Origin of the sequence: Promicromonospora sp. NFX87, from assembly GCF_048564965.1 — a bacterium.
Lineage (GTDB): Bacteria > Actinomycetota > Actinomycetes > Actinomycetales > Cellulomonadaceae > Promicromonospora.
This window is the reverse complement of the sequence record NZ_CP183413.1, coordinates 5364386-5377598: the sequence shown is the minus strand read 5'-3', so window position 1 is coordinate 5377598 and position 13213 is coordinate 5364386. Positions and strand designations below refer to the sequence as shown.

At 72.4% G+C, this 13213-nt stretch carries 12 protein-coding genes; 7 read left to right on the top strand and 5 right to left on the bottom strand.

Going from position 1 to position 13213, the window contains the following annotated elements; all coding sequences use genetic code 11:
- The first annotated feature begins 1 nt into the window (after window position 1).
- On the top strand, window positions 2-823 hold the full coding sequence (locus tag ACNYC2_RS24080) for a hypothetical protein (protein WP_419704210.1): 822 nt from the start codon (window positions 2-4) through the stop codon (window positions 821-823).
- Here ACNYC2_RS24080 and ACNYC2_RS24075 read toward each other — a convergent pair.
- Entirely contained in the window at window positions 811-1224 is a 414-nt protein-coding gene (locus ACNYC2_RS24075; protein WP_419704209.1) for a DUF3817 domain-containing protein, read from the bottom strand. The genes ACNYC2_RS24080 and ACNYC2_RS24075 overlap by 13 nt on opposite strands.
- Window positions 1225-1291: 67 nt before the next feature.
- Between ACNYC2_RS24075 and ACNYC2_RS24070 the strand changes: the two genes are divergently transcribed.
- Complete coding sequence (locus ACNYC2_RS24070; RefSeq protein ID WP_419704208.1) at window positions 1292-3133, top strand: ABC transporter ATP-binding protein; 1842 nt, start codon at window positions 1292-1294, stop codon at window positions 3131-3133.
- The gene (locus ACNYC2_RS24065) at window positions 3130-4875 is read left to right on the top strand and encodes an ABC transporter ATP-binding protein (RefSeq protein WP_419704207.1); all 1746 of its coding nucleotides are present in this window, start codon (window positions 3130-3132) and stop codon (window positions 4873-4875) included. The genes ACNYC2_RS24070 and ACNYC2_RS24065 overlap by 4 nt, the downstream gene beginning before the upstream one ends.
- A 108-nt stretch (window positions 4876-4983) precedes the next feature.
- On the opposite strand, the gene ACNYC2_RS24060 is transcribed toward ACNYC2_RS24065, so the two are convergent.
- Window positions 4984-5763, bottom strand: coding sequence for an IclR family transcriptional regulator (locus tag ACNYC2_RS24060; protein ID WP_419704206.1), 780 nt, complete (start codon window positions 5761-5763; stop codon window positions 4984-4986).
- Between the two features lie 69 nt (window positions 5764-5832).
- On the opposite strand from ACNYC2_RS24060, the gene ACNYC2_RS24055 reads away from it, so the two are divergent.
- From ACNYC2_RS24055 to guaA, 4 genes are all read left to right on the top strand, one after another.
- Window positions 5833-6870, top strand: coding sequence for a 2-dehydro-3-deoxygalactonokinase (locus ACNYC2_RS24055; RefSeq protein WP_419704205.1), 1038 nt, complete (start codon window positions 5833-5835; stop codon window positions 6868-6870).
- Window positions 6867-7481, top strand: coding sequence for a 2-dehydro-3-deoxy-6-phosphogalactonate aldolase (locus ACNYC2_RS24050; RefSeq protein ID WP_419704204.1), 615 nt, complete (start codon window positions 6867-6869; stop codon window positions 7479-7481). The genes ACNYC2_RS24055 and ACNYC2_RS24050 overlap by 4 nt, the downstream gene beginning before the upstream one ends.
- A 104-nt stretch (window positions 7482-7585) precedes the next feature.
- Window positions 7586-8734, top strand: coding sequence for a galactonate dehydratase (gene dgoD, locus ACNYC2_RS24045; RefSeq protein WP_419704203.1), 1149 nt, complete (start codon window positions 7586-7588; stop codon window positions 8732-8734).
- 84 nt (window positions 8735-8818) lie between these two features.
- Window positions 8819-10429, top strand: coding sequence for a glutamine-hydrolyzing GMP synthase (guaA, locus tag ACNYC2_RS24040; protein ID WP_419704202.1), 1611 nt, complete (start codon window positions 8819-8821; stop codon window positions 10427-10429).
- 71 nt (window positions 10430-10500) lie between these two features.
- Here the strand turns inward: guaA and ACNYC2_RS24035 are convergent, their stop codons facing one another.
- The 3 genes from ACNYC2_RS24035 to ACNYC2_RS24025 all read right to left on the bottom strand — a co-directional run bounded on the left by ACNYC2_RS24035 (window position 10501) and on the right by ACNYC2_RS24025 (window position 13122).
- Window positions 10501-11058 carry a hypothetical protein gene (locus ACNYC2_RS24035; protein ID WP_419704201.1) on the bottom strand — a complete coding sequence of 186 codons (558 nt, stop codon included), beginning with the start codon at window positions 11056-11058 and terminating at the stop codon, window positions 10501-10503.
- A gap of 126 nt (window positions 11059-11184) precedes the next feature.
- On the bottom strand, window positions 11185-11808 hold the full coding sequence (locus ACNYC2_RS24030) for a prepilin peptidase (protein ID WP_419704200.1): 624 nt from the start codon (window positions 11806-11808) through the stop codon (window positions 11185-11187).
- 129 nt (window positions 11809-11937) lie between these two features.
- The gene (locus tag ACNYC2_RS24025; protein WP_419704199.1) at window positions 11938-13122 is read right to left on the bottom strand and encodes a glycosyltransferase family 4 protein; all 1185 of its coding nucleotides are present in this window, start codon (window positions 13120-13122) and stop codon (window positions 11938-11940) included.
- Window positions 13123-13213 lie beyond the last annotated feature (91 nt).

Genomic DNA, 13213 nt, shown 5'->3' with positions numbered 1-13213 from the left:
GATGACTGACACCGGATCGCGGACCGGACCCTGGACCGGGTCCGCCTGGCTGGAGCACACGGTGCTCGCCGCCGTGCCGCTCGCCCGGGAGGTCGCGGGGAGCGAGGTGCGGGCCGGGCTGGACGCCGGCCTCGACGCCGACCTGATGACCGACGGGTTCGTGATGGAGCTGGTCTCGGCGGCGCTCGTGGCGCGGGTGCAGGCCGGTGACCTGGCGGCTCGCGAGGCGATGGTCGCGCTGGGCGCGCTGCTGGAGGCCGGGCCGCCGGTCGTCGGCGAGGACATCGTCAGCGCCTATCTGATCCACGTCCCGTCGCCCGGTCAGCCAGGCGGGGAGATCGCCGACGGGCTGGGCCCGCGGGTGCGGGCCGCGCTCGACCAGGACCGCGACCACCGGAACGAGCCGGCGGTCGCCGCGTTCCTCGACCGGCTGCTCCAGGCGGTGCCCGCGCTCCGGCCGCTGGCCGATGCCGAGCGCTACGGCTACCACGACGAGGTGCTGGCGCACCCGTTCCTCGGCGACGTCGCCGAGCGGGCGGTCTCGCTGCTCACCGGCGGGGCGTCCCTCGAGATCGACGACGACTGGACCGACGAGGAGCGGGCCGAGGCGCTCCGGCTGTTCACGTCCGCGGCTGCGGATCCCGTGGCGGAGGTGCGGGCGGTGCTCGACTTCTTCGAGGCCGAGCTCGGGTCCGCCCCCGAGGTCGACGACCTCGTCGCCACGGCGTTCGTCGAGATGCTGCCGGACGATGACGAGCCGGGCGCCGAGATCCTCGAGCTGATCGGACCCCGTCTGCGCGCCGAGCTGCGTCAGACCAGGTAGCGCTTCTCCAGCGCGACGAGCTTCGCCTCGGCCTCGGTGTGGATCTTCTTCTCGAGCACGAACGACATCACCGGGACGACGCCGGCGATCACCATCGTGACCAGGCGGCCGAAGCCCCAGCGCATCTTCGACCAGAGGTCCGCGACGGTGACCAGGTACACGACGTAGATCCAGCCGTGCGCGAACGGCACCCAGGCGATGAAGGGCATGACGCCCTCGACGTCGGTCAGCGCACCCAGGCCGTACTTGATGCCCAGCTCGACGCAGAGGATCAGCAGCATGACACCGGTGACGAGCGCCATGAAGCGGTAGCGGGCCATGGCGCTGCGGGCCTTGCGGATCGCGACGGCCGCGGCCTCGGCGGAGATGTCGGGTGTGGTCTGAGGGGTACTCACAACCATCGAGGATATGCCTCTTCCGGGGGTGCTCCCTGCCGTCGGCTCTGCCGTGTGGATAAAGCGTGGATCAATGTCAGTGGTCCTCCGTACGGTGTTGGTCGTGCGCTCCCTCCCCTTTGCCGATCCCGGCACCCCGCCGCTGCGCGGACCGATCACCCTGCTCCTGTGGCTTGCCCGGAAGCAGGTCCGGGTGCTGCTCGTCGCGATGCTGTTCGGCGTCGTGGGCTTCACCTGCAGCGCCTTCCAGCCGTTCTTCCTGGGGCGGATCATCGACAGCGCCTCCGTGTCGGGTCTCGACCGGACCACGTGGAGCTGGGCCGTTCTGATGCTCGGCGTCGGCCTGGTGTGGATCGCGGCCAACGCGATCGGGCACCGGTGGGACATCGCGGCGTGGATGCAGGCGGCGTTCCGCACGTCCCAGCTGGTGACGCGCACCGTGTCGCGGTCCGGGCACAACATCACCAAGGAGCTGCCCACCGGTGAGGTGGTGTCGTCGGTAGCCAACGACACGATGCGCATCGGTGAGATCTTCGGCATCGCCGCGCAGACGATCGGCAGCATCGCCACCTACGGCATCGTCGTGGTGCTGATGCTCAACCAGTCGCTCACGCTGGGTCTCGTCATCGCGCTCGGGCTACCCGTGGTCGCCGCCATCCTCGCCCTGCTGGTCAAGCCGCTGCAGAAGCGGCAGAAGGAGCAGCGCGACGCACAGGGCCGGCTCACCACGCTCGGTGCCGACACCGTCTCCGGCCTGCGGGTCCTGCGCGGCATCGGCGGTGAGAAGGTCTTCACGGGCCGGTACCGGGCGCAGTCGCAGAAGGTGCGCCAGACCGGTGTCGACGTCGCGGGCACCCAGTCGGTGCTCGACGCCCTGCAGATCCTGCTGCCGGGGCTCTTCATCGCGCTCGTCGTGTACCTCGGCGCCGTCGAGGCCATCGCGGGGCGGATCACCACGGGTCAGCTCGTCGCGTTCTACGGGTACGCGTCTTTCCTGTCGTGGCCCGTCCACCTGCTCGTGCAGTCGGTGAACGTGGTGACCAAGGCGCACGTCGCGGCGGGCAAGGTGATCAAGGTGCTGCAGGTCGTCCCGGCCACCGGTGCGGACGTCTCGACCGCGGAGATGCCGCCGGCCGGCGTCCCGCTGGTCGACGAGACGTCCGGCGTCACCCTCCGGCCCGGTCGGGTGGTCGCGCTGGTGAGCGCGGACCCCGACGAGTCGGCGGACGTGGCGATCCGGATGGGGCGGTTCGACGACGAGGGCGAGGCGGGCACCCCGGTCACGCTCGGCGGCGTCCGGCTGGCCGAGCTCGACAAGGACGAGCTGCGGGAACGCGTGGTCGTCGCGGACGCGACGCCGTCGCTGTTCTCGGGCAGGCTCGCGGGCGAGCTCGACGTGCGGGACTCGGCGACCGCCGAGGCCCTGCTGCGCGCCATGTACATCGCCGACGCGCACGACGTGCTGGACTCGCTGCCAGACGGTATCGAGGGCGAGATCCCGGAGAAGGGGCGCTCGCTGTCCGGCGGTCAGCGGCAGCGGGTCGCGCTGGCCCGGGCGCTCCTCACCGATCCCGAGATCCTGGTGCTGATCGAGCCGACGTCGGCGGTCGACGCCCATACCGAGGCGCGCATCGCGCAGCGGCTCACCGACTGGCGTCGTGGCAGGACCACCCTGATCGTCACGGCGAGCCCCCTGGTGCTCGACCACGTGGACGACGTGATCTTCCTGGAGGGCGGGAGCGTCGTCACGCACGGGACGCACCGCGAGCTGCTGGATCTGCCCACCGGTGCGGAGGGTGGGCGTGAGGCGGCCCGCTACCGCCGGGTCGTGGGCCGGTCGCTGGACGACGACCTCGACCTGGAGCTCGACGAGCTGCTGGACACCGCCAACGCACAGGAAGGAGGCACGGCATGAGCACCGGAAAGATCCTGCCGATCGCGGACGCCGCAGAGACCTGGCGGTACACCCGCGGGCTGCTCGCGCGGCACCGGGCGCCCCTGGTCGTCATCACCGTGGCGAACACGGTGGCCGCCGTCGCCGGTCTGGTCGGCCCGTTGATGCTGGGCAAGCTCATCGACGCGGTCACCGGCGGGACCACCGTCGAGGTGGCGCGCAACCTGGTGCTCGTCGCGGCCGCCGCCGTGGTGCTGCAGGCGCTGATCACCCGGTTCGCGCAGCGGCGCGCCATGGTGTTCGGCGAGACGGTCTTCGCCGACATGCGCGAGGAGTTCGTCGAGACCGTCACCGCACTGCCGCTGTCCACCGTCGAGACCGCCGGTACCGGCGACCTCATCGCCCGCACGACGCGCGACGTCGGCCGGATCCAGAACGCCGTGCGCTTCGGCGTGCCGCGCCTGGTGATCGCCGTGGTCACGCTCGTGCTGACGGTGGTGATGAGCATGGTCGTGTCGCCGCTGGTGGCGCTGGGTATGTTCGTGGGCGTCCCGGTGCTCGTCACGGTGGCGCGCTGGTACCTCAAGCGGGCGACGCCTGCCTACCAGCGGGAGTCCGCCGCGTACGCGCAGCTCGACGGAACGGTCACCGAGTCGGTGGAGGGCGCGCGCACGATCGACGCGCTCCGGATCGGCCGCCGGCGGACCACACGTGGCGACGAGGACCTGCACGAGGCCTTCGAGGCGGAGCTCGGCACCCTCAACCTGCGGACCGTGCTGTTCCCGGGTGTGGACTTCGCGTTCATGCTCGCGCCCATCACGGTGCTCGTCTGGGGTAGCTTCCTGGCGTCCCAGGGCACGGTGACCATCGGCATGGTCGCCACGATCGTCATGTACGCCTACCAGCTGCAGGGGCCGATCTGGGAGCTCATCTTCTGGCTCGACGAGATCCAGGTGGCCGCGACCTCCCTGTCGCGGATCATCGGCGTCCGCCTGGTGCCGGCCGACCGTACGGCGGGCGACGCGGTACCGGCCGACGAGGAAGTGCGCGGCGTCGACGTCCGCTATGCCTACCGGGCGGGCACCGACGTGCTGCACGGCATCGACCTCGACCTGCGGGTGGGGGAGCGGCTGGCGATCGTCGGTCCCTCGGGCTCGGGCAAGTCGACCCTCGGCCGGATGCTGGCCGGCATCCACCCGCCCACCGGCGGCACGGTGAAGGTCGGTGGCGTCCCGCTCGTGGACCTGCCTCTGGAAGACCTGCGCAAGCACGTGGCGCTCGTGACCCAGGAGCACCACGTGTTCGTGGGGTCACTGGCGGAGAACCTGCGGCTCGCGAAGATCGACGCCGGCGACGACGAGCTGATGGACGCGCTGCGGGCGGTCGACGCGCACGGCTGGGTCGAGTCGCTCGACGACGGTCTCGCGACGGAGGTCGGCTCGGGCGGGTACAAGCTCACCCCGGCCCAGGCGCAGCAGATCGCGCTCGCCCGGCTCGTGCTGCTCGACCCGCACACGCTGGTGCTCGACGAGGCGACGTCGCTGCTGGACCCCCGCGCGGCCCGGCACCTCGAGCGCTCGCTCAACGCGGTGCTCGACGGGCGCACGGTCGTGGCCATCGCGCACCGCCTCCACACCGCGCACGACGCGGACCGGGTGGCAGTGCTCGACGGCGGCCGCATCACCGAGATCGGCCCGCACGACGAGCTGGTCGCCGCGGGCGGCGAGTACGCGAAGCTCTGGCACAGCTGGCAGCACGAGTAGCCCTCGGCCGCTGGTCTCCCCGCGGCTGGTCCCGGGCGGCGCCTACCCAGGGATCGGGCCCGAACTCACGCGAGTTCTGGGCCAGATCCCTGGGTGGGCGCGGGAGTCCTAGCTCAGCCGCCAGCCCAGGCCCGCCGAGATCCGGGCGGCGGCGTCGTGCACGACGGGCGCGAGCGTCTCGAGGCGTTCCGGCGGCATGTACGGCCGGGTGGCCGTGACGCTGATGGCCGCGACGATCGAGCCCGACGTGTCCCGGACCGGCGCCGCGACGCAGAGGATGCCGGGTTCGTTCTCCTCCAGGTCGAACGCCACCCCGCGGCCGGCCGATGCATGCATGACCTGCACGAACGCGTCGACCGTCAGGACATCCTGTGCGAGCCCCTGCCCTGCGGTGACCGGCCGCTCCGCGAGGAACCGGTCGCTCCAGCGCTCCGGGCTGTCGAGGAGCAGCGCCTTGCCGATGCCGGTCCGGGTCAACGGCATGCGGTGCCCGATCTGCGAGCGCATGACGGCCCCGCGGGTGCCCGGGATCTTGTCCAGGTAGAGCACCTGTCCCCGGTCCTCGATCGCGAGGTGGACGGTGTCGTGGACCCGCTCGGCCAGCGTGCGCAGCACGGGCGCCGCGATGGCGGTCACCGGGTTCTCCTGCAGCGCCTGGTAGCCGAGCTCGATCAGAGCGGGGCCGAGCGCGTACGCGCCGTCGTCGAGCTGCCGGAGGTAGCCCGTGGCGAGGAGCAGCTGCAGCAGGCGATGCGTGGTGCTGCGGCCGACTCCGGTCTCCTCCGCGATCTCGCGCAGCCGGGATCTGCCGCGGGCTACCGCGTCGACGACGGCGATGCCGCGGGCGAGCGTCTGGGTGCCCGGGGGAGCGTCGGATGGGCCGGTCACCCGGCCACCGTATCCCGATAATAGGGACGTGGTTCGCATAGTCGGGACGTTGCTCCTACCGTCCGGAACATGGCTGACGACGGACCGAGGCGCGACGCCGCGCTGGTCGCACTCGACTGGGGGACCACCACGTTCCGCGCCTGGCTCCTGGACGGCACGGGCTCGGTGCTCGACAGCGTCCGGACTGCCGACGGCGCACTTACCGTCTCCGGGCGATCCGACTCGGCACGGGTGCGGGCCCTCGCGTTCGAGGAGACGTTCCGGCGGCTGTGCCGGTCCTGGCTCGACGAGCACCCCGGGGTGCCCGTGCTGTGCGCGGGGATGGCGGGGTCCAACCACGGCTGGGCCGACGCCGGCTATCTCGACGTCCCGGCGGATCTCGGCGAGCTGGCCGAGCACCTGACGGTGGTGCCCGCCGGGGAGTCGGTGGTCCACCTGGTCCCCGGCCTGCGGGTCGACCGTCCCGACCCGGACGTGCTGCGGGGCGAGGAGGTACAGCTCGTCGGAGCGCTGTCCGAGGTCCCGGAGGGCCCGGCGACGGTGGTCCTTCCCGGCACGCACTCCAAGTGGGTGCGTCTCGACGGCACCCGTGTCACGGGCTTCACCACCGCCATGACCGGCGAGCTCTACGGCCTGCTGATGCGGGACAGCATCCTCGCGCGGCTCGCGACGGGAGAACCGGGCACCGCGGTCACCGAGGCGTTCACCCGCGGGCTCGACGCCGAGGACGCCCGCGGTGAGGAGCGGGGTCTGGCCGCCCTGCTCTTCACGGCGCGGCCGCTCGCCCTCGCAGGCCGGCTCGACCCCTCTGAGATCGCCGACTACGTCTCGGGCCTGCTGGTCGGCTCCGAGGTGCGGCACATGCTGCGCGGCACCCCGGCCGGCGTCGTCGCGCTTTGTGGGCCACCGGCGACCGAGCACCGCTACCGCTTCGCGCTGGAGCGGGGCGGGGCCTCCGTCCGCACCGTCGGGGAGGACGCCGCGGCCCGCGGGCTGTGGGGCGTCGCGCTCTCCGCCGGCCTTGTCGTACGCCCGCCGGCGACGTCGTCGGCCACTCCGGCGAGCACCTCACCAGGCAACCCGACGAGGAAGGACCAGCCCGTATGACCTCCCGCTCCACAGGCCTCGTGGCCATCCTGCGCGGGGTGACGCCCGGCGAGGCGGTCGCCGTGGCGGAGGCGATCTTCGCCGCGGGGTTCGACGCCGTCGAGGTGCCGTGCAACTCCCCGGACCCGCTCGAGTCGATCCGCCGGATCCGGGCGGCAGGCCCGGCGGAGCGCCGGGTCGGTGCCGGCACGGTGCTCACCCCGGACGACGTCCGCCGCGCCGCCGACGCCGGTGCCTCCCTCATCGTCTCGCCGAACACCCGGCCCGACGTCGTCGCCGAGACCGTCCGGCTCGGCCTCGACAGCTACCCCGGGGCGGCGACTCCTACCGAGGCGTTCGTCGCGCTCGATGCCGGGGCGCGCGCCGTCAAGCTCTTCCCCAGCTCGGCGGTCGGCATCGACGGCATGCGCGCATGGGCGAGCGTCCTGCCGGCGGGCACCGCCCTCGTGCCCGTCGGCGGCGTCGACGCCGGGAACCTCAGCAGCTGGGCGCGCGCGGGTGCGGCCGGCGCGGGCATCGGCACGTCCCTCTACCGCCCGGGCGATCCGCCGGACGTGGTCGGCACCCGGGCCGCCGAGCTGGTCCGGATCTGGTCCGCCGCCACCGCCTAGCCGCGGCACAGCCACGCGGCACACCCCCACGCAGCACAGTCCCGCGGCACGAGCCCGCCGCACGACCGACGACACAAGCCACAGAAGAAGCTGAGAGGCCTGCCGTGAAGATCACGTCGATGACGACCTATGCCGTCCCGCCCCGCTGGCTCTTCCTCAAGATCGAGACCGACGAAGGCATAGTCGGCTGGGGCGAGCCGGTGCTGGAGGGCCGCGCCGCGAGCGTCGCGGCCGCCGTCGAGGAGCTGTCCGACTACCTGATCGGCCAGGACCCCCGGCGGATCGAGGAGCACTGGACGGTCCTGTACCGCTCGGGGTTCTACCGGGGCGGCGGCATCCACATGAGTGCGCTCGCCGGTATCGACCAGGCGCTCTGGGACATCAAGGGCAAGGCGCTCGGCGTCCCGGTGCACGACCTGCTCGGCGGCCGGCTCCGTGACCGCATCAAGGTCTACTCCTGGATCGGCGGCGACCGCCCCGCCGAGACGGCGGCCCAGGCCAAGGCCGCGGTCGAGCGCGGGTTCTCGGCGATCAAGATGAACGGCCCGGAGGAGCTGCAGTACCTCGACTCGCGCGACAAGGTGGAGAAGGTCGTCGCCAACGTCGCGGCGGTGCGGGAGGCGGTCGGCCCGGACATCGGCATCGGCGTCGACTTCCACGGACGGGTGCACCGCCCCATGGCCCGCGTCCTGCTCGATGCGCTGGCGCCGTACCACCTGATGTTCGTCGAGGAGCCGGTGCTGACGGAGCACGTGGACGGGATCGCCGACGTGCTGCGCAACTCGGCCACGCCGATCGCGCTCGGCGAGCGGCTGTACTCCCGGTGGGACTTCAAGGACGTCATCACGTCGGGCGTCGTCGACATCATCCAGCCGGACCTCTCGCACGCCGGCGGCATCACCGAGGTCCGCAAGATCGCGGCCATGGCCGAGGCCTACGACATCGCCGTCGCCCCGCACTGCCCGCTCGGCCCGATCGCGCTCGCGGCCTGCCTTCAGCTCGACGCCGTCGCCTACAACGCGGTGATCCAGGAGCAGAGCCTCGGCATCCACTACAACACCTCGAACGACCTGCTGGACTATCTGGTCGACCCGTCAGTCTTCGCCTACGAGGCAGGCTCCGTGGCGATCCCGCAGGGCCCGGGCCTCGGGATCGAGGTGGACGAGGACTACGTGCGGGAGCGCGCGGTGGAGGGTCACCGCTGGCGCAACCCTGTCTGGCGGCACGCCGACGGCTCGTTCGCGGAGTGGTGACGCGCTACCGGGCCGACGACGAGGTGCGGGACGTAACACAGGTGCGAGACGCCGAGCCGCCGCCCGGCACTTAGACTTGTGCTCGTGACGTCACCCGCCACCGCTACCTCCGGTCAGCCAGAGAATCAGCCCCAGACCCCCCGCCCGGTCATCGTCGTCGACTTCGGCGCGCAGTACGCCCAGCTGATCGCGCGCCGGGTGCGCGAGGCGAAGGTGTACTCGGAGATCGTGCCCCACACGTTCACGGTCGAGCAGATGCTCGCCAAGGACCCGGCGGCCATCATCCTGTCCGGCGGTCCGTCCTCCGTGTACGCGGCGGGCGCCCCGTTCGTCGATCCCAAGCTGTTCGAGGCCGGCGTGCCGGTCATGGGCATCTGCTACGGCTTCCAGGCCATGGCGCAGGCGCTCGGCGGCGAGGTCGCCCAGACCGGCCTGAGCGAGTTCGGCGGCACCGAGGTCGAGGTGTGCTCCTCCGGCGTGCTGCTCGCCGGCACCCCCGAGCACCAGACGGCGTGGATGAGCCACGGCGACGCCGTGCACAAGGCCCCCGTCGGGTTCGAGGTGCTCGCGACGTCGGTCGGCGCTCCCGTCGCCGCGTTCGAGGACACCCGCCGCCGCCTCTACGGCGTGCAGTGGCACCCCGAGGTGAAGCACTCCGCGCACGGCCAGACCGTGCTCGAGCACTTCCTCTACGAGGGCGCAGGGCTCAAGCCCGACTGGACCCCCGGCAACGTCATCGCCGACCAGGTCGCCGCCATCAAGGCGCAGATCGGCACCTCCCGCGTCATCTGCGCGCTGTCCGGCGGCGTCGACTCCGCCGTCGCCGCCGCGCTCGTGCAGCGGGCCGTCGGGGACCAGCTCACCTGCGTGCACGTGGACCACGGCCTCATGCGTGCCGGCGAGGTCGAGCAGATCGAGAACGACTTCGTCGCCTCGACCGGCGTCCGCCTCATCGTCCGCGACGAGAAGGAGCGCTTCCTGACGGCGCTCGCGGGCGTCAGCGACCCGGAGACCAAGCGCAAGATCATCGGCCGCGAGTTCATCCGCGTCTTCGAGGACGCGCAGCGGGACATCGTCGCCGAGGCCGGCGAGCACGGCGAGGACGTGAAGTTCCTGGTGCAGGGCACCCTGTACCCGGACGTCGTGGAGTCGGGCGGCGGCGAGGGCGCCGCCAACATCAAGAGCCACCACAACGTGGGCGGCCTGCCCGACGACCTGGACTTCGACCTCGTCGAGCCGCTGCGCACCCTGTTCAAGGACGAGGTCCGTGCGGTGGGCCGCGAGCTCGGCGTGCCCGAGGAGATCGTCTCGCGCCAGCCGTTCCCGGGTCCGGGGCTGGGTATCCGGATCGTCGGCGAGATCACGGCCGAGCGCCTGGAGATCCTGCGCCGTGCGGACGCCATCGCCCGCGAGGAGCTGACGAAGGCCGGCCTGGACAACGAGATCTGGCAGTGCCCGGTCGTGCTGCTCGCCGACGTCCGCTCGGTGGGCGTCCAGGGCGACGGCCGCACCTACGGCCACCCGATCGTGCTGCGCCCGGTCTCGTCCGAGGACGCGATGACGGCGGACTGGACCCGCCTGCCGTACGACGTGCTGTCGACCATCTCGACGCGCATCACCAACGAGGTGCGTGAGGTCAACCGCGTGGTGCTCGACGTGACGAGCAAGCCGCCGGGCACCATCGAGTGGGAGTGACCTCCTGCGGCCCCGTCCCGGTTCCGGGGCGGGGCCGCAGTCATGTTCCTGCTTGAGTGATCGGCTGAGGGTCAGGAGATGGCGAACGAGTTCGCGCGGTCGTTGAAGCTGCCGAGGTTGTCGTCCCGGTCGATGAACCCGGTGGCGGCGCCGCTCTTGTTGTTGCCGTCGAAGAACTTGACGTCGCAGCTGTTGTACGTCTTCACGGAGGTGACGGCGTTCGCGAACTCGAAGAGGTTCGCGCCGCCCTCGTTGTCACCGGTGCTGCTGCTGCAGCCCACGGAGTAGGCAGGATTGAAGACGACGATGCGCCACCCGCCGAACCCGGCGTGCTGGAACAGCTCGGCGACCACGAGCCCCTCTCCAGGCGAATCGTTCGTGCACCCGAAGGTCCCGTCACGGACTGCGCAGTAGTACGTCGCGGTCACGCTGGCGGGCGTTGCCGCCAGGTCGTCGATCGTCACGGGGGCGCTCGAGGCGACCTCTTCGACCTGCACGTCCCCGGGGCTGTGTTCCACCGCCGTCCGTGCCATCGCGGGGGCCGCGGCGCCGAGCGCCAGCAACAGCAACGCCCCGGAGGCCGTGAGCCGGGTCCGGAGCGCGGGGGTAACGCGTGCGTCCTTCGTCATGAGTACTCCTCATGTCTGCCGGCGACGTTGTTGTTGCCGGTCTCCAATGACGAGGATTTTTCACCCCTGCTGATACATGGAAAGAGTTTTCGCCGGGTGGGCGACCCGAGGGGACGGGCGGCCGGGTCAGCCGCCGAGCCGCGCCCAGGTCAGCCCGATCATGGCTCCGACCAGCATGTACGGGCCGAACGCGATACCGGTCTTCCAGCCCGCACGCCGCCCGAGGAGCAGGACTATCGCGACCACACCGGCCAGGAGGTGCGCGGCGAAGACGCCGACCAGGAGCGTGGTCCACGAGTGCCACGTGAGGACCGCACCGAGGCTCAGGGCGAGCTTGACGTCGCCGTACCCGATGCCCCCGCGCGGCGCGACGAGGTAGAGCACCTGGTAGACGGCGAAGAACGCCAGGCCGCCCAGCGCCGCCCGCCCGAGCGAGCCCCAGTCGCCGGTGCCGAGCGCGGCGAGGGCGAGCAGCGCCGCCGTCGCCCAGGTCAGGGGGAAGACCAGCGCGTTCGGCAGCCGGTGGGTGTGCGCGTCGATGACGCCGAGGGCCGCACCGACGACGGCGAGCACGAGGTACGCCGGCGTGAGCCAGCCCGGGCCGCTCGCCCAGAGAGCCCAGGCCACTGCCGGCACGGCGACCACCACGATGGCCCACGGGTACGGCGTCACCTCCGCCCGAGCCCGCTGGTACAGCCGGACGGCGAAGGGCGCGGCAGGGCTCGTCGCGGCAGGTTCGGTGGGGCTCACCCGGGGAGGCTATCGGGCGCCAGAAGGGGCCGCACCAGAGCGGAGCGATGAGCCGAACGTGGGAGTGGTAGCCGCATGGGCCTGCATGAAGCGACCAGCCCTACGTTCGCCGAGATGGCGCGACCAGGCCTACGGTCGGCGGCTCGGAAGGGCCAGGGCCGCGGCCTCCTTGTAGGCCTCTTCCGTCGCGCCCAGCACCTCCGGCCAGGCCACCCCTGAGGGCGGGGTCGCCGCCCGTTTCAGCAGCCCGTCGAGCAGGTCTGGTTCGGTCGCGAGCCGGACGAGCGCGGCGGTGAGCGCGGCGTCGTCGGGCACGACGAGGCCCGTGGCGCCGTCGACCACCCGCTCGGCCACGCCGGAACCCGCGCGGGTGACCACCGTCAGGCCCGCGGCCTGGGCCTCGAGCGCGGCGAGGCCGAACGCCTCGGCGACGGCGGGCGCGGCGAAGACGTCGGCCCGCGCGTAGAGCCGCTTGAGCTCGGTGCCGGTGAGCCGCCCGGGCAGGGAGACGACGTCGCGCAGCCCGCGCTCCGCGACGAACCGCCGCGCCGCAGCACGTTCGGGGCCGTCGCCGGCGAGGGTCACGAACAGTGCGCCCTCCGGGAGCCGGGACGCGGCGTCGGCAACGGCGGTGAGCAGCGGAAGTATCCGCTTGCGCGGCGCGAACCGCGCCGCGGACACCACGTGCATCGCCGAGCCCTCGGGCCGGGCGGCGCGTTCCGTGCGCGGCACCCGCCAGGCGTCCAGATCGAGGCCGTTGGGCAGGATCGCGACGTCGACTCCAGCACCGGCGCCGGCACCCGGGCCCACGAGCCGCCGCAGCGGCTCCGCCGTCAGCTCGCTCACCGCCGACCAGCGCACGGGCAGACGCGACCAGCGGACCACGGCGTCGGCCGCGGCGAACAGGCGCCGGGCCGCGCCCCACACACTGTGCACGGTCAGCACGGCGGGCAGCCCCAGCCGGGTCACGGGTCGCAGCGCGGCCTGCGCGGTCGGGGCGAGCACGCCCATGTGCAGGTGCACGACGTCGGGCCGCTCGCCCCGCGCGATCGCCGCCCGGAGGCGGGCGGTCACGTGGGCCGTGGACCGCGGGTGGATGGGCCAGCCGCCCGGGACGCGGGCGGCGATGCGGTGCACGGTGACGCCGTCCTGGACGGTGGTGCTCACCCCGTGCGCGCCCGGGGTCGCGGGGGTGGTGGTGATGACCTCCACCTCGTGACCGGCCGCCGCCTGCTGGCCGGCGAGGCGGCTCACCTGGGCCTCGATCCCGCCGAGCAGCGGCAGGTAGGTGTCCGACACGTGAGTGATACGCACGCTGGTCATCCTCGCACCGAGGGCCCCGTGAGGTCTGGCGAAGTAGAGCGCCTGTCCGGGTATCCCTGTCGCCAGGGACTCGGACAGGCGC

Excerpts from the sequence above, each read along its gene's own strand:
- ACNYC2_RS24080 (WP_419704210.1), top strand. The coding sequence starts at position 2 with ATGACTGACACCGGATCGCGGACCGGACCCTGGACCGGGTCCGCCTGG.
- ACNYC2_RS24075 (WP_419704209.1), bottom strand. The coding sequence starts at position 1,224 with ATGGTTGTGAGTACCCCTCAGACCACACCCGACATCTCCGCCGAGGCC.
- ACNYC2_RS24070 (WP_419704208.1), top strand. The coding sequence starts at position 1,292 with ATGTCAGTGGTCCTCCGTACGGTGTTGGTCGTGCGCTCCCTCCCCTTT.
- ACNYC2_RS24065 (WP_419704207.1), top strand. The coding sequence starts at position 3,130 with ATGAGCACCGGAAAGATCCTGCCGATCGCGGACGCCGCAGAGACCTGG.
- ACNYC2_RS24055 (WP_419704205.1), top strand. The coding sequence starts at position 5,833 with ATGGCTGACGACGGACCGAGGCGCGACGCCGCGCTGGTCGCACTCGAC.
- ACNYC2_RS24050 (WP_419704204.1), top strand. The coding sequence starts at position 6,867 with ATGACCTCCCGCTCCACAGGCCTCGTGGCCATCCTGCGCGGGGTGACG.
- ACNYC2_RS24035 (WP_419704201.1), bottom strand. The coding sequence starts at position 11,058 with ATGACGAAGGACGCACGCGTTACCCCCGCGCTCCGGACCCGGCTCACG.